Annotated in this window: 11 protein-coding genes; 1 reads left to right on the top strand and 10 read right to left on the bottom strand. The window is 72.4% G+C overall.

Annotated features, from left to right (window positions below; genetic code table 11):
- Position 1 precedes the first annotated feature (1 nt).
- The 10 genes from ACI79Q_RS10770 to crcB form a co-directional block, all read right to left on the bottom strand.
- A complete protein-coding gene (locus tag ACI79Q_RS10770) occupies positions 2 to 2,479 on the bottom strand; it encodes a chemotaxis protein CheW (RefSeq protein ID WP_456613418.1) in 2,478 nt (825 codons plus the stop codon).
- Positions 2,480 to 2,716: 237 nt separating this feature from the next.
- Entirely contained in the window at positions 2,717 to 4,273 is a 1,557-nt protein-coding gene (locus tag ACI79Q_RS10765) for a methyl-accepting chemotaxis protein (protein ID WP_456590156.1), read from the bottom strand.
- Between the two features lie 430 nt (positions 4,274 to 4,703).
- Positions 4,704 to 6,317, bottom strand: coding sequence for a methyl-accepting chemotaxis protein (locus ACI79Q_RS10760; RefSeq protein ID WP_456613420.1), 1,614 nt, complete (start codon positions 6,315 to 6,317; stop codon positions 4,704 to 4,706).
- A 300-nt stretch (positions 6,318 to 6,617) separates the two neighbouring features.
- Positions 6,618 to 8,219: a methyl-accepting chemotaxis protein gene (locus ACI79Q_RS10755; RefSeq protein WP_456590154.1), complete on the bottom strand. Its 1,602-nt coding sequence runs from the start codon at positions 8,217 to 8,219 to the stop codon at positions 6,618 to 6,620.
- A gap of 377 nt (positions 8,220 to 8,596) precedes the next feature.
- Positions 8,597 to 10,228: a methyl-accepting chemotaxis protein gene (locus ACI79Q_RS10750; RefSeq protein ID WP_456590153.1), complete on the bottom strand. Its 1,632-nt coding sequence runs from the start codon at positions 10,226 to 10,228 to the stop codon at positions 8,597 to 8,599.
- 258 nt (positions 10,229 to 10,486) lie between these two features.
- Positions 10,487 to 12,094, bottom strand: coding sequence for a methyl-accepting chemotaxis protein (locus ACI79Q_RS10745; protein ID WP_456614674.1), 1,608 nt, complete (start codon positions 12,092 to 12,094; stop codon positions 10,487 to 10,489).
- A gap of 297 nt (positions 12,095 to 12,391) precedes the next feature.
- A complete protein-coding gene (gene otsB, locus ACI79Q_RS10740; protein ID WP_456590151.1) occupies positions 12,392 to 13,129 on the bottom strand; it encodes a trehalose-phosphatase in 738 nt (245 codons plus the stop codon).
- Positions 13,126 to 14,541, bottom strand: coding sequence for an alpha,alpha-trehalose-phosphate synthase (UDP-forming) (locus tag ACI79Q_RS10735; protein ID WP_456614673.1), 1,416 nt, complete (start codon positions 14,539 to 14,541; stop codon positions 13,126 to 13,128). Before ACI79Q_RS10735 ends, otsB begins: the two co-directional genes overlap by 4 nt.
- A gap of 49 nt (positions 14,542 to 14,590) precedes the next feature.
- Complete coding sequence (locus ACI79Q_RS10730; RefSeq protein ID WP_456590149.1) at positions 14,591 to 14,950, bottom strand: fluoride efflux transporter FluC; 360 nt, start codon at positions 14,948 to 14,950, stop codon at positions 14,591 to 14,593.
- Positions 14,947 to 15,330 carry a fluoride efflux transporter CrcB gene (gene crcB / locus ACI79Q_RS10725; protein ID WP_456590148.1) on the bottom strand — a complete coding sequence of 128 codons (384 nt, stop codon included), beginning with the start codon at positions 15,328 to 15,330 and terminating at the stop codon, positions 14,947 to 14,949. The genes ACI79Q_RS10730 and crcB overlap by 4 nt, the downstream gene beginning before the upstream one ends.
- 88 nt (positions 15,331 to 15,418) lie before the next feature.
- Here crcB and ACI79Q_RS10720 point away from each other — a divergent pair, with 88 nt between their 5' ends.
- On the top strand, positions 15,419 to 16,516 hold the full coding sequence (locus ACI79Q_RS10720) for a CaiB/BaiF CoA transferase family protein (RefSeq protein ID WP_456590147.1): 1,098 nt from the start codon (positions 15,419 to 15,421) through the stop codon (positions 16,514 to 16,516).
- Positions 16,517 to 16,575: the final 59 nt, after the last annotated feature.

Below are 16,575 nucleotides of genomic sequence, written 5' to 3'. Positions count from 1 at the left end.
GTCAGACCTCCAGCAGAGCGGTGGGGACGCCGTCGGGCGTCGTCGTGGGAGGAGCGGAGTAGAACGCCGGGTCGGCGGCGAGGATCGCGGCCCGGACGTCGAGCAGCTCGGTCACCTTGTCCCCGAGGACGGCCGAGCCGAGCAGACCCATGTCGTCGATGTCGCTGCGCACAGCGGCCTCGCCGTCGACGATGTCGAGGATCTCCTCCACGACGATGGCGACGCTGCGGCCGTGGTCGGCGTAGACGATGACCTCGAGCACCTCCCGGTCGCTCTCCCCGTAGGCGCCCAGGTGCCGGTCCAGCCGGACCATCGGCAGGATGGCGCCGCGGTACTGGACGACCTCCCGGTTGCCGACCTTCTCCACCGCCTCGGTGCGGACCTGCTCGAGGCGGGTGACCGTGTCGAGCGGGATGGCCACCCGGCGACCTCCCCCGATGGCCGCCAGCAGCATCCGCTGCCGGTCGGTCTCGGCGGAGGCGACCTGGAGCGAACCGGCCCGCGCCTCCTGCCGGTCGGTGGTCTCGGTGCGCAGGGCACGGCGGGCGAGCGCCTGCACGTCGAGGATCAGCGCCACGGTGCCGTCACCGAGGACGGTCGCCCCGGAGTACAGGCCGATCGCCTTCAGCTGGCCGCCGACCGCCTTGACGACGATCTCCTCGGTGTTGATGACCCGGTCCACGACCAGGCCGAAGCGCCGGCCCTCGGAGCGCAGGACCGCGATGACGACGTGCCCGTCGTGCCGCTCGGAGGTCAGACCCAGGACATCGGTGAGCCGGACCAGCGGGAGCAGCTCGCCGCGGAGGCGGTACACCTGCGCCCCACCGACCTCCTCGACGGCGTTGACGGCCTTCTCGGCATCCAGCGACACGAGCTCCTGCAGGCTGATCTGCGGGATCGCGTAGCGGTCGGTCGCGCACTCCACGGTCAGCGCCGGCACGATCGCCAGCGTCAGCGGGATGCGCAGCCGGCAGACGGTGCCCACCCCCGCGTCGGACTCGACCTCGATCGTGCCGCCGATGGACTCGATGTTGGTCTTGACGACATCCATGCCGACGCCGCGGCCGGAGACGTTCGTGACCGCCGCGGCGGTGGAGAAGCCGGGCAGGAAGATCAGCTGCAGGATGTCCGCCGGGCTCATCCGGGACAGTGCGTCAGCGGTGAGCAGGCCGCGCTGGACGGCCTTGGCGCCGAGCTTGACCGGGTCGATGCCGGCACCGTCGTCGGCCACCTCGACCACGACCTGGCCGCTCTCGTGCCGCGCGCGGAGGGTGAGGACGCCCTCGGCGGGCTTGCCGGCCTTCTTGCGGTCCTCGGGTGCCTCGATGCCGTGGTCGACGGAGTTCCGGACGAGGTGGGTCAGCGGGTCCTTGACGGCCTCGAGGAGGGTCTTGTCGAGCTCGGTGTCCCGTCCCTCCATCTCCAGGCGGATCGACTTCTTCAGCTGGAGGCCGAGGTCGCGGACGACGCGCGGCAGCTTGGACCAGATGTGGTCGATGGGCTGCATGCGCGTCTTCATGACGCCCTCCTGCAGCTCGCTGGCGATCAGGTTCAGCCGCTGGGAGGCGCGGATCAGGTCGGTGTCGGTCTGCCGCGCGACGTTCTGCACGATCTGGTTGCGGGTGAGGACCAGCTCGCCGACGAGCAGCATGAGCTCGTCGAGCAGGTCGACGTCCACGCGGATCGTGCTGTCGGCGACGGCACGGCGGACCTGACCGCCGGCGGCGGCGTCGGCGGGGACGGCCTCCCCCTCGGGGTGGTCGACGGCGACGGACTCGGACACCGGGTGCTCCTCGGTGACGGGGGCCGGGGTGAACGGCTCCTCGGGCAGGTCGGCCCGCAGGTCATCCTGCGGGCCCTCGGGCAGCTCCTCGACGACGGGAGCGAGGACGGGCTTGGCCCGTGGGGCGCGCTTGGCCGGCGCCTTGGCGGCGGCGGGCTTGGCGGGGGCCTTCGCAGGGACCTTCGCGGCCGCCTTGGCCGGCGCCCTGGTGGGCGTCTTCTTCGCGGGCGCCTTCTTCGCCGGGGCCGCCGCAGCGGGCCCCGCGGCCACGGGGGCCTCGGCAGCGGGGGCCTCGACCGTGGCGGCCGGGCCGTCCTCCATGGCGGCGCTGATGGCGGCGACGACGGCGGAGACGTCGACCGAGCCCTCACCGCCGGAAGCCTCGATCGAGGTCAGCAGCGACCGGACCGTGTCCACCATCTGCAGCAGCACGCTGGTGCGCTGGGGCGTCAGGGCGAGCTCACCGTCGCGCAGGCGGGACAGCATGTTCTCGCCGACGTGCGTGACCTCCTCCAGGCGGTTGAAGGCCAGGAAGCCACTGGTGCCCTTGATGGTGTGGATGGTCCGGAAGATGCTGGACAGCCGCTCACGGGAGTTCGGTTCCTGCTCGAGCGCGACCAGGTCGGTGTCGAGCTGGTCGAGGTTCTCGTGGCTCTCGACGAGGAACTCCTCGACGATGTCGTCCAGACCGTCCACTGCTGCCTTCTCTCTCATCGCGGCGGAGCACAGGCGGCCCCGTTGGGTCATCGGCGGATCGGCCGCGGATTCAAGGTGAACCCGCACCGCACCGGTCAGCCGTGTTATCGGCAGTTCATGGCCCGCAACCGACCCCCCAGCCGGGGGGGCGCCGGGCCGGCACGTGGGCCGGCCCGGCGCAGGCCCCGTCCGGAGGCCCACCCCGAAGCCTGCGAGGAGTGAGTGGACGGGGGCTCCTCAGTAGGTGAAGCGGCCGACGGTGGTGCGCAGGTCGGCGGCCATCCGGGACAGCTCGTCGACGGCGATGCGGGTCTGGCCCAGCGCCTGGGTGGTGGAGTCCGCGGCGGACGAGACGCCGGTGATGTTCTCGGCGATCTGCGTGGATCCGCTGGCCGCCTCCTGCACCGAGCGGGACATCTCGTTGGTGGTGGCCGTCTGCTCCTCCACCGCCGAGGCGATGGTGGTCTGCCGGTCGGAGATCTGCGCGACGATCGTGGAGATCTCCCCGATCGCGGTCACCGCGGCCGTCGTGTCGCCCTGAATGGCCTGCACGCGCCGGGCGATGTCCTCGGTCGCCTTCGCCGTCTCCTGCGCCAGCTCCTTCACCTCGTTCGCCACCACGGCGAAGCCCTTGCCGGCCTCACCCGCCCGCGCCGCCTCGATGGTGGCGTTCAGGGCGAGCAGGTTCGTCTGCTCCGCGATGCTCGTGATCACCTTGACGACGTTGCCGATCTCCGCCGAGGACTCCCCCAGCTTGGCGACCGTGGCCGTGGTGGTCTCGGCGGCCTGCACCGCGCGGGTGGCGACGTCGCTGGCCTCCGCCGCGTTGCTGGCGATCTCCCGGATCGAAGCGCCCATCTGCTCCGCGCCGGCGGCGACGGTCTGCACGTTGCGGCTGACCTCCTCGGCGGCGGTGGAAACCACGCCCGACTGTGCGGAGGTCTCCTCGGCACCGGCCGAGATCTGCGCCGACGAAGCGCTCAGTTCCTCGGAGGAAGCCGCGACCGCGTCCGCCGACCCGACGACCGAGGCCATCACCGCCCGGAGGTCGGTCACCGCGGAGTCCAGCGCCTGGCCCATCCGGCCCAGCTCGTCCTTGGTGGTCAGGCCACTGGAGCGCGTCAGGTCACCAGCGGCCAGGCCGGTCGCGACGTCCTGCACCTTGCGGGTGGAGCGGGCGATGCCCGTGGCGACGTAGAGGCCCCCCGCCAGCGCCAGGGCGATCCCGACGACCATGATGATGATCGACACGACGCGCTGACTCTCGTACTCGCTGCGGATCGCGGCGGCCGCCTGGCTCGCCTCCTCGGCCTCCATGTCCCGTAGCGCCTGGATGCCGCCGCCCATCTTCTCGGCGAGCGGCGCCCCCTGCTCCGCGTTCGCGCTCATCCAGCTGGCGAAGTCCTGCTTCTGCGCGTAGGGGACGAGGACGTCCTTCTGGAAGGCGACGTAGCTGCTGATGTCGGCGTCGACCCCATCGAGGATGTCGAGCTTCTCCGGTGCGCTGGTCCCGGCGCGGTACTCCGCGACGACGGCCTGGAGCTCGGCGCTCAGGTTGTCGATGTCGGCGATCTTGGCCGCCGTATCCGTGCCGAGGACCGTGTCGCGCAGGTTGACGCGCATGTCACCGAGCAACCCGTCCATGTCGGCGGCGGCCGCGACGCCCAGGAGGTTGTCCTCGTACAGCTGATCCGCCGCCGTGGCGGACGCGCTGAGTGCCTGGAGTCCGAGCACCCCGATGGCGCCGGCGACGACGCCCGCGGCCGAGACGGTCGTGAGGACCTTGGTCTTCACCGATCGGTCGCCCCACCAGGAGAGCGGTGAGCGGGAGGGCCCGGTGGCATGAGTGGAACGAGCGGCGGCGGACATGACGGTTCTCCAGGAATAGGGCAGCGGGGTGGGCCGAGGACTTCGTCGGGAAGCGAACGAAACACCTCGGTGGAGGCGCGGCCGACACGTAGGGCCGAGGCGACGAGCAAAATGTTAGGACACTTCCAAGATTGACGTTGCACCAATCATCGACGTGTCGCACGGCATCGCCGAGAATGGCCGGCAATCGCATTTCCCGTGTCGACTTGACGAGAATTTGCCGAGCCGCCCCGGCGCGGACGGCGGCACCGCCGAGCCCTCGCCCACCCGGGCACCCGTCCAGGAACGACGCGGGCCGGGTGGCGACCGGGGAAGGGGTCACCACCCGGCCCGGCCGGGGGAAGCTCGCGTCAGGTCAGTAGGTGAACCTCCCGACGGTGGTGCGCAGGTCGGCGGCCATCCGTGACAGCTCGTCGACGGCGGTGCGGGTCTGGGTCAGCGCCTGCGTCGTGGAGTCCGCGGCCGTCGAGACCCCGGAGATGTTCTCCGCGATCTGCGTCGTGCCACCGGCGGCCTCCTGCACCGACCGCGACATCTCGCTGGTCGTCGCCGTCTGCTCCTCCACCGCCGAGGCGATCGTCGTCTGGTAGTCGTTGATCTGGGCGATCACCTCGCTGATCCGCCCGATCGCCGCGACCGCGCCCCCGGTGTCGCCCTGGATCGCCTCCACGCGGCGGGCGATGTCCTCGGTCGCCTTCGCCGTCTCCTGCGCCAGCTCCTTCACCTCGTTGGCCACCACCGCGAAGCCCTTGCCGGCCTCACCCGCCCGCGCCGCCTCGATCGTGGCGTTCAGCGCCAGCAGGTTCGTCTGCTCCGCGATGCTCGTGATCACCTTCACCACGTCGCCGATCTCCTTGCTGGACTCCCCCAGCCTGGTGATCGTCGTCGTCGTCGTCTCGGCCTCGCTCACCGCCGCCGCGGCCACCCGTGCCGCCTCGTTCGCGTTCTGCGCGATCTCCCGGATCGAGGCACCCATCTGCTCCGCGCCCGCGGCCACCGTCTGCACGCTGCGGGACACCTCCTCCGCGGCACCGGACACCACACCCGACTGCGCCGCGGTCTCCTCCGCACCCGCGGAGATCTGCGCCGACGACGCCGACAGCTCCTCCGACGATGCCGCCACCGCGTCCGCCGACCCCGCCACGCCCGCCAGGACCTCACGCAGGCTGTCCTGGGCGGCGGCGAGCGCCTGCGCCATGCGGCCGAGCTCGTCACCCGAGGTGACCTCGGGGCGGACGGTCAGGTCGCCCTTGGCGAGGGCCTCCACCGAGGCCTGCACCGAGCGCACGGTCCGGACGATCTGCCGGACCACCCACGCGGCCAGGGCGGACGCGACGGCGATGCCGACGGCCAGCGCGGTCCACAGGAAGACGGTCGCCGAGGCCGCGAGGTCGTCACCGGCTGCGGCGTCACGCTGCGCGTCGGCGGCCTGGCGCTCCTGCTCGGCACCGAAGGCGTCGGACAGCGCCCGGCCCGCCTGCGCCAGCTCACCCGACACCAACCGCTGGACGGTCGCGACGTCACCAGCCCGCGCAGCCGGGTACAGCTGCTCGTCGACGACGGCGTAGTACGCATCGATGCTTTCGGCCACCGCGGCGAAGTCCGCGGGGTCGTTGAGGGTCTCGACGTAGGCCTCCTGCTCCCGCTCGAGCTGCTCGCGGCGCTCGAGCAGCGTGGCGTCGAGCTCCGCCCGGGCGGCCGGGGCGACGAAGCCGTAGATGTTGTTGCGCGCACGGTCCCCCTGGAACGTGCGCTGCACCTCGGCCAGCTTGTTCAGCGGGACGATCGAGTCGCCGTACAGATGGTCCCCGGACTCCGCCAGGCTGCCCAGCCGCTGCACGGCGAGCCCGGTCAGGGCGATAGCGACCACGGCGAGGACGCCTAGGGCGGCGCCGATCTTCACCGCCAGCGGCCGGCTGGTGAACCAGCCGGAGGGGCTCCGGCGGTGGGATGCAGGAAGAGCGGACATGGTGCTCCGAACGGAAAGGAGATGGATTGCTGAATGCGCGCCACCGCGGTCGGTCCGCGCTGTGACGAGGACAAGAATGTAAACGGTCCAGAAACACCGGTTGAGCGTTTGATGGCGCGTGTCTCGGCACCGGACGAGAACGTCCGCCCATCGCATTTCTCGTGTCGACATGGCACTTTCGCCCACCCGGCTGCGCAGGTCCACCGACCGGTGGCATGGGTGCGCGCAGAACGCCGAGAGCGCACGGCCGGCCGGCCGTGCGCTCTCGGATCAGGGTGCGGCCGGTGCGGCCGCCGGGGATCAGTAGCTGAACTTCCCGACGGTGCTACGCAGGTCGGCGGCCATCCGGGACAGCTCGTCGACAGCGGTGCGGGTCTGGGTCAGCGACTGCGTGGTGGAGTCCGCCGCACCCGAGACGTTGGAGATGTTCGCCGCGATCTGCCCGGTGCCGTCAGCGGCCTCCTGCACCGATCGGGACATCTCGTTCGTCGTGGCGGTCTGCTCCTCCACCGCACTGGCGATGGTGGTCTGCCGGTCGGAGATCTGCGCGACGATCGAGGAGATCTCCCCGATCGCGGCCACCGCGGCCGTGGTGTCGCCCTGGATCGCCTGCACCCGGCGGGCGATGTCCTCGGTCGCCTTCGCCGTCTCCTGCGCCAGCTCCTTCACCTCGTTCGCCACCACCGCGAAGCCCTTGCCGGCCTCACCCGCCCGCGCCGCCTCGATGGTGGCGTTGAGCGCCAGCAGGTTCGTCTGCTCCGCGATGCTCGTGATCACCTTCACCACGTTGCCGATCTCCGCCGAGGACTCCCCCAGCTTCGCCACCGTCGCCGTCGTCGTCTCCGCCGCCGTCACCGCACGCGCCGCCACCTCGCTGGCCTCCGCCGCGTTGGACGCGATCTCCCGGATCGAGGCACCCATCTGCTCCGCGCCGGCCGCGACCGTCTGCACGTTCCGCGACACCTCGTCGGCCGCCGAGGCCACCACACCCGACTGGGCGGAGGTCTCCTGCGCCGACGTCGAGATCTCCGCCGACGACGCGCTCAGCTCCTCCGAGCTGGCCGCGACCGCGTCCGCCGAGGAGACGACGGAGGCCATCACGGCGCGCAGGGACTCCTGGGCCTCGTCGAGAGCGGTGGCCATCCGCCCGATCTCGTCGGACTGCTGGACACCGGTCTGCCGGGTGAGGTCCCCCTCGGCCAGGCCCTGGATCACGTGCTGCACCTTCTCCAGGTTCCGGCGGATGCCGCGCGCGACGAAGAAGCCCACCGCGAGGGCGATGGCCGAGCCGATGGCCAGCAGGGCGATGACGAGCGTCCGCGCCCGCTCGCTGGTGTCGGCGACCGCGGCGGCGGAGGAGCTCGCCTCGGAGATCTCGGAGGCCAGGAGCTGGTCGATCTCCCCGGTCAGCTGGTCCATGAGCTTCGAGGACTGCGCGTACAGCGTGCCGGCCGCGGCGGCGTCGCCGGCGCTGTAGGCCTGCCGCGTCTGGGCGTAGACCTCGCCCCAGGTGCCGTAGGTGTCCAGGGACTGCTCGGCCAGGGCCCGCTGCTCGGCGGCGGGCGCCGTGCCGAGGTAGGCGGAACCGGCCGCGCCGAACGCCTCGGCGGCCGCCGTGGCGCCCGCGGCCCACGTCGTGGCGTTCTCCTGGCTGACGTTCGGCAGCAGCAGGGCCGTCTGGTTGAGCTGGAGGGTCAGCAGCTGCGAGCGCATCTCCTCGACCTGCACGAGCGCCTGGGTGCTCTCCCGGTAGGTGGCGTCGGCCTTGTCGGCGGCATCGCCGAGGGAGCTCCAACCCACGGTGCCGACGGCGATGCCGGCGACGACCGCGACCGAGACGGAGCTGAGGATCTTGGCGGATACCGACATCCGGCCGAGCGCGCGGCGCGCGACATGTGCCATGGGAGAAGTCCGTTCTGGAGAGGGATCCGAGTGCAACCCGATCCGGAGACGGACGACGGACGACGGACGAATCCGCCACCGCTTTCGGTTGCTGCGGAGAAGCTAAGGCCACGAACTGTCAGGTGTCGAGCCTTTCTGTGCGTGTTGGGAAATGGCGGACACAACGATTTGGAAACGGAGTCAACGAGTCGACTCGGTCGCGATGGCGACATTCCACCATTGTCGACAGCGGGCGCTCACCTGTGCGACGTCCCGCAAGGGGCGCCATTTTCCGGACACGCGCCGAGGGGCGCCCGACCGTTGGTCGAGCGCCCCTCGGCGGCCTCCGTCCCGCCTCACCCCGCGCGTGCGATAGATGAGGCGGGACGGGGGTCCTGCTAGTAGCTGAACGTCCCGACGGTGCTGCGCAGGTCGGCGGCCATCCGGGACAGCTCGTCCACAGCGGTGCGGGTCTGGGTCAGCGCCTGGGTCGTGGCGTCCGCGGCCGTGGAGACACTTGTGATGTTCTCCGCGATCTGCCCGGTGCCGCCGGCGGCCTCCTGCACCGACCGCGACATCTCGCTGGTCGTCGCCGTCTGCTCCTCCACCGCACTGGCGATGGTGGTCTGCCGGTCGGAGATCTGCGCGACGATCGAGGAGATCTCCCCGATCGCGGCGACCGCGGCCGTGGTGTCGCCCTGGATCGCCTGCACCCGGCGGGCGATGTCCTCGGTCGCCTTCGCCGTCTCCTGCGCCAGCTCCTTCACCTCGTTCGCGACCACCGCGAAGCCCTTGCCGGCCTCCCCGGCCCGCGCGGCCTCGATGGTCGCGTTCAGGGCGAGCAGGTTCGTCTGCTCCGCGATGCTCGTGATGACCTTGACGACGTTGCCGATCTCGGCCGAGGACTCCCCCAGCTTCGCCACCGTCGCCGTCGTCGTCTCCGCCGCCGTCACCGCACGAGCCGCCACCTCGCTGGCCTCCGCCGCGTTGGACGCGATCTCCCGGATCGAGGCACCCATCTGCTCCGCACCGGCCGCGACCGTCTCCACGCTGCGCGACACCTCCTCCGCCGCACCGGACACCACACCCGACTGGGCGCTGGTCTCCTCGGCCGAGGCCGCGATCTGCGCCGAGGAGGCGCTCAGCTCCTCCGAGCTGGCCGCGACCGCGTCCGCCGAGGAGACGATGTCGGCGATGGTGGTCGCCATCGCGTCGGCGGCGGTGTTGAGCGCCGTGGCCATCTGACCGATCTCGTCACGGCCGCGCACCGCCAGCCGGGTGGTCAGGTCGCGTGCGGCCAGCCGCTCGAGCCCGGCCTTGACCTCCTGGACCCCGCCGGTGATGCTGCGGGAGACGAGCAGCGCCAGGGCGCCACCGAGCACGAACGCCAGGCCGGAGACGACCAGGGAGACCGTCAGCGTCTCGCTGCGTGCGTCGGCGACCGCGGCCTCGGACTCCGCGACCCGGGCGTCGACCGACGCGACCAGCTCCACCATCGCCTGGTCGAGGACGTAGAAGACGTCCCACTTCTCGCCCTGCGAGAGGGCGTCGCCCTCGTCGAGGCGCCCCTGCTGCCACAGCAGGAAGATCTGCTCGTTGTAGTCGCTCATCAGCGCCCAGTTCCGCTCGATCACCTCGAGGCTGGCCTCGGCGTCGGCGTCCAGCTGGTCGCGGTCCAGGTCGAAGAGGGCCTCGAAGCCGGTCGCGCCGTCGCGGTAGGCGGCGACGTTGTCGCCATCGGCAGCCGCGGCCACGGCGCCGCCCTCGACCCGCGCCTTCCAGGCGGTGATGTTCTGCCAGTTGGCGGCCCAGAGCAGGTCGTAGCGCGCCCCCTCCACGACGCGCTGCGCAGCGACCGCGTCGCGCGCCTCGGCGTGCAGATCGGCGACGCGCTGGGTGCCGGTGATGCCGGTGACCGTGGCGGCCAGCATGCCCAGCAGGAGGGCGGCGCAGACCGCGAAGATCCGTGTCCCGATACCGCGGTCGCGGTACCAGTGCCGACCTGTTGCGTCGGGCCGTGGTGCGGACATGGCGAGGCTTCCTCGTTCTCGAGCGGGCGGGCCGACTGCCCTGCCCCGGGGGTTCGGAGTGCGTTCGGTGCGAGCAGATCGTCACCCGACCGATCGGTTTCTCAACGTTGAAGAAGTCCGTGTCGCGCGTGCCGCGGAAAATGCCCGGGTGACCATTCTCAGGCCGGCAGATTTGTCGACCCGAGCACGAGGAGAGGCGGGGGGCGCCCGACCGGAATGGTCGGAAGCCCCCCGCCTCGGGGAGTCGCCGGCGGTGCGTCAGTAGACGAAGCGCCCCACGGTGGTCCGCAGGTCCGCCGCCATCCGGGACAGCTCGTCCACGGCGACCCGCGTCTGGGTCAGCGCCTGGGTGGTCGAGTCGGCCGCGGAGGAGACCCCGGTGATGTTGGCCGCGATCTCGCCGGTGCCGCCGGCGGCCTCCTGCACCGATCGTGACATCTCGTTCGTCGTCGCCGTCTGCTCCTCCACCGCGGACGCGATGGTGGTCTGCCGGTCGGAGATCTGCGCGACGATCGAGGAGATCTCCTCGATCGCGGCCACCGCCGCCGTCGTGTCGCCCTGGATCGCCAGCACCCGGCGGGCGATGTCCTCGGTCGCCTTCGCCGTCTCCTGCGCCAGCTCCTTCACCTCGTTGGCCACCACCGCGAAGCCCTTGCCGGCCTCACCGGCCCGCGCGGCCTCGATGGTGGCGTTGAGCGCCAGCAGGTTGGTCTGCTCGGCGATGCTCGTGATCACCTTGACGACGTTGCCGATCTCCGCCGAGGACTCGCCCAGCTTGGCCACGGTGGCGGTGGTGGTCTCCGCCGCCGTCACCGCACGCGCCGCCACCTCGCTGGCCTCCGCCGCGTTGCTGGCGATCTCCCGGATCGAGGCGCCCATCTGCTCCGCACCCGCGGCGACCGTCTCCACGCTGCGGGAGACCTCCTCGGCCGCCGAGGCCACCACCCCGGACTGCGTCGAGGTCTCCTCCGCACCCGCCGCGATCTGCGCCGAGGAGGCCGACAGCTCCTCCGACGACGCCGCGACGGCGTTCGCCGAGTCGGCGACCGAGGTGAGCACACCCCGCAGGCTGGCCCGGGCGGTGTCGAGCGCGGCCGCCATCTGGCCGACCTCGTCCCGGGAGGAGACCCCGGTGTCCACGGTCATGTCGCCCGTCGCGAGGGCGTCCAGGGACTGCTTGACCCGCTGGACCGGCCGGGTGACCGAGCGCAGCGTCAGCACGCTGATCCCGATGATCACCAGGACGCCGACGGCGGCCGCGATCTCCGCCACGACCGCCGCCCGCGCCAGCGCCTCGTCGAGCCGGACCTGCGCGGCGTCGCTCTCGGTCCCCAGGACGTCCTTGGCCTCGCTGACGGCGCCGTCGGTCAGGTCGTTCGCCTGCTGGATCTCCTCCCAGCGCGGCCGCATCGCGGCGGGGTCGGCGACGGCCAGGTCCACCCACGCGGAGATGGCATCGGTGTAGGCCTCGAAGCTCTCGGACAGGCCGGCCACCGAGTCGGCCGCCCGGCCGCTGAGGCGGATCGTGGCGAGCTCGGCCAGCATGCCCTCGGGCGTGGCGATGTCCTCGGCGAGCTCCGCGCGCTGGGCCTGGGGGTCCTCCCGGACGAGCGTCTTGAAGCCGTCCACCTTCAGCTCGCTGGCCCGGGTGTCGAGCTGGAGCACCAGCTCCTCGGCCTCGTTGAGGCGCTGCAGCTCGGCGTTCGCGTCGTGCACCGTCGCATTGCCGACCAGGACCGCGGACAGCAGCCCCGCAAAGGCGGTCACGACGACACCGATCAGGATGCCGAACTTCACCGCCAGGGGGCGGTCGGCGAACCACCCGGCACGCCGCCGGGTACCGGGGGAGGGGAGTGGTGCGTGCACGCTGGACCGTCCTGGGGGAGAGGTGCCCGCCGGTGTGGCGGCTCGCTCATTGTGGTGACTCCACCCAGGTCGCAGAGCACCGTTCCGCAGCGGATTGCACATCGTTATGCCATCGCCGGGTCAGCGACTCCGGCACGCGATTCATCGACAATCCCGAGACGCTCGTCGTCGCGTGCCAGGTCCATTCCCGCATTTCGAGGAAGGGTATTGCGGGCATGTCGACACCCCAGGGCCCGGTGACCGCCGGGCAGCGGTCCGGCCGCGCGCCGCGCGGTGCGACACGGAGACGGAGCGGGCTCAGCCCAGGCGGTCGGCGAGCGCCCCGAGGAGGCCCACCACGTCCTCGGGCCCGGTCACGCGGTGGCGGGCGGCTGTCTCGCCGTCGCCGACCTTGACCGTCAGGTCATCCGGCCGCAGCGCCCGGAACGCGTCCTCGTCGGTGACGTCGTCGCCCAGGTACAGCGCCGCCCGGGCACCCAGCTCGCCGACGAGCCGCTGCAGCGCGGCGCCCTTGTGCGCGTCGGTGACGGCGACCTCGAGGACGTCCTTGCCCGGCTTGAGCGTCAGTGACGGATCCACCGCCCGGCGGGCCTGTTCCAGCAGCTCGGCCGCTCGGGTGCGATCGGCCACCTGCCGCACGTGGACGGCGACGCTGGCCGGCTTGATCTCCAGCCGGGCGCCGGGCGTGCTCTCGACCAGCGGCCGCAGCACCCCGGCGAGCTCGTCCCGCCGACCGGCGTCCGCGCCGGCGAGGGGGCCGTCGAACTCCGCCCCGTGGCTGCCGATCCAGCGGAAGGGACCGGACAGGCCGCTGGTCCGGCGCAGGTCCTCCACCCCGCGACCGCTGACCAGGGCCACCGTGACGCCGTCGGCCGCCGCCAGCCGCGCCAGCGCCTCGGCCACGCCGGGCTCCGGGACGGCCGCCGCCGGGTCGTCGCGCAGTCGGGCGAGGACGCCGTCGTAGTCGCTGGCCACCAGCAGCGGTCGGCGTGCGGCGAGCGCCGTCAGCGCCTCGTCGAGGCCGGGGGAGGTCACGCCTGGCCCCGCAGCGCCTCGAAGAACGAACTGGCCCAGTGGTCCAGGTCGTTGCGGAACAGGTGCCGGCGCATGGTCCGCATCCGCTTGGCCGCCTCGGCCGGCTCGATGCGCAGCGCCCGGACCAGCTGCGTCTTGACGCTGGCGATGTCGTGCGGGTTGACCAGGAAGGCCTGCCGCAGCTCCGCCGCCGCCCCGGCGAACTCCGACAGCACCAGCGCGCCACGGAGATCACCGCGCGCCGCGACGTACTCCTTGGCCACCAGGTTCATGCCGTCGCGGTAGGGGGTCACGAGCATGACGTCGGCGGCCCGGTAGAGCGCGGCGAGCTCCTCGCGCGGCATCGACTGGTTGAAGTAGTGGACGGCCGGGCCGGCGATGGACCCGAAGACGCCGTTGATGTGGCCGACCTGCTGCTCGATCGTCTCCCGCATGTGCACGTAGTGCTCGACGCGCTCCCGACTCGGCGTCGCGACCTGCACCAGCACCGTGTCCGGCGCCTCGATCGCACCGTCCTCGAGGAGCTCCTGGAACGCGTTGAGCCGGACGCTGATGCCCTTGGTGTAGTCCAGCCGGTCGACACCCAGGATGATCTTGTCCGGGTTGCCGAGCTCGGCGCGGATCTCCTTCCCCCGGGCGAGCACCTCCGGCGAGGAGGCGAGCTCGTCGAAGCCCCGGACGTCGATGGAGATCGGGAAGGCCTTGGCCACCACCGTGCGGCCGTCGTACTCGATCTGATCGCGCTTGCAGCTCAGGTCGTGCAGCCGCCGGGCGAGCTGCACGAAGTTCACGGCCGCCGACGGGCGCTGGAAACCGACCAGATCCGCGCCGAGCAGGCCCTCCACGATGGCCGACCGCCAGGGGAGCTGGGTGAACAGCTCGTAGGGCGGGAACGGGATGTGCAGGAAGAAGCCGATGGTCAGGTCCGGCCGGACCTGGCGCAGCATCGCCGGCACCAGCTGCAGCTGGTAGTCGTGCACCCAGACGATGGCGCCCTCGGCCGCCACCGCCGCGGTGCGCTCGGCGAACCGCTTGTTGACCTGCACGTAGGTGTCCCACCAGGCGCGGTGGTACTCGGGCTTCTCGACCACGTCGTGGTACAGCGGCCACAGCGAGGCGTTCGACATGCCCTCGTAGTAGCGGTCGACCTCCTCCTCGCTGAGCTCGACGGGGATCAGCGACATGCCACCGGACTCGAAGGGCTCGGGCGCCTCGCCGGCGGACCCGGACCAGCCGACCCACGCGCCACCGCGCCCGGCGACGAACGGCTCGAGCGCCGTGACCAGCCCGCCGGGGCTCCGCTGCCACCGGGTGCTGCCGTCGGGATCGGTGACCTGGTCGACCGGCAGCCGGTTGGCGACCACGACGACGGGGCTGTCGGCCCCGACCCTCTGCTCCGTGTTCTCCGCCATACCGCCCTGACCCTATCCAGCACCGGCCCGTCCCGCTGCGCGGGGCCGCTCAGATCACCCGGCCGAGCACGTACCCGCCCGCCGCGGCCGCCAGTCCCACCAGCACGGTCGCGGCGACGTAGCCCACGGCGCGGAGGGGGGCGCGGGCCTCCGCGAGCCGGACCACCTCGGTGCCGAACGTCGAGAACGTGGTGAGGGTGCCGCACAGGCCGACGCCCACCAGCGCGACGACCCACGCCGGGGCGGTGGCGGTCCCGAGGAGCACGCCGAGCAGTGCGCTGCCCGCCACGTTCACGGTGAAGGTGCCCAGCACGCTGCCGGTTCCGCGGCGGGCCACGGCGACCCGCTCGGCCAGCAGGCGCAGCGGCGCGCCGACCAGGGCGCCCGCGACCACCAGCCACGGCGTCACCGGGGCCCTCCGGCGAGGGTGCGGCCGGCCAGCGTCCCAGCGGCCGCGGCGATGACGCCGCCGAGCACCGAGAGGGCGACGTAGGACAGCGCGGTGCCGACCGCGCCGGACTCCACCAGCCGCACCACCTCCACCGCGAAGGTCGAGTACGTGGTGAAGCCGCCGAGCACGCCCACGCCCAGGAACGGGCGGGCCCAGGGGGAGCCCGGGGCCCGCGCCACCAGGACGGCCGCCAGCGCGCCGAGGAGCAGACAGCCGGTCACGTTCACGCCGAGGGTGGCCCAGGGCAGGCCGGCGGGGGACGGCGGGAGCGCCTCCGCCACCGCCCAGCGGGCGAGGGCACCCAGCGCGCCGCCCAGGGCAGCGAGCAGGTAGGCCATGTGACCAGGCTCTCCTCCCGGGTGCGGCGTCGGGCAGCATGCCTCCGGGAGGGTCGCACGAGCGCGGCCCGGAGCAGGGGAGGACGCCGTGGGACCGCTGGAAGGTGTGCGGGTCGTCGAGTTCGCCGGGCTCGGGCCCGGTCCGTTCTGCGGGATGCTGCTGGCCGACCTCGGTGCCGACGTCGTCCGCATCGACCGCAAGGGCGACCGCGGGGGACTGCTGGGCTCGCTGGGCGCGACCTCGCTGCTCGACCGCGGCAAGCGCTCGATCGCCCTCGACCTCAAGGACCCGGACGACGTCGGCGTGGTGCGCGCCCTCGTGCGGCGGGCCGACGTCCTGCTGGAGGGGTTCCGCCCGGGCGTGATGGAGCGTCTGGGGCTGGGACCGGACGAGCTGCTGGGGGAGCACCCCGCGCTCGTCTACGGCCGGATGACCGGCTGGGGGCAGACCGGGCCGCTCGCGCACAGCGCCGGCCACGACATCGGCTACATCGCGCTGACCGGCGCGCTGGGCGCCAGCGGGCGCCCGGACGAGCGCCCGGCCCCGCCGCTGAACCTGCTCGGCGACTTCGGGGGCGGGGGAGTGTTCCTGGCGCTCGGTGCGCTCGCCGCGCTGCTGCACGCCCGGGCCACGGGGGAGGGGCAGGTGGTCGACGCGGCGATCGTCGACGGCACCGCCGTCCTGACCACGATGATCCACGGGATGCTGGACGCCGGGGTGTGGACCGACCGCCGCGGCCGCAACCTTTTGGACACCGGGGCGCCTTTCTACGACGTCTACCGCTGCGCCGATGGGCAGTTCCTCGCCGTCGGCGCGCTGGAGGAGCAGTTCTACGCCGCGCTGCTCGAGGGCCTCGGGCTCGCCGGGGACGAGACGCTGCCGCGCCGCGAGGATCCCCGGCAGTGGCCGGCGCTGCGGGAGCGGTTCGCCGGGGTCTTCGCCTCCCGCACCCGCGCCGAGTGGTGGTCGGTGTTCGAGGGCACGGATGCCTGCGTCGCGCCGGTCTGGTCGCTGCTGGAGGCGACCGAGGACCGGCACAACCGCGAGCGGGGGGTGTTCGTCGAGGTCGACGGGGTGCGGCAGCCCGAGGTGGCCCCCCGGTTCTCCCGCACGCCGGGCGCCGTCGGCAGCGTTCCGCGGCCCGGCCAGCACGGCGACGAGATCCGCGCCGAACTCGGGCTCTGAGCGACGTCCTGGCTCACCTGCCGGGGTCCTGGCTCACCGTCGACAGTGAGCCAGGACCC

This window comes from Blastococcus sp. SYSU DS0828 (genome assembly GCF_054050975.1).
This window is presented reverse-complemented; position numbering and strand designations above follow the sequence as displayed.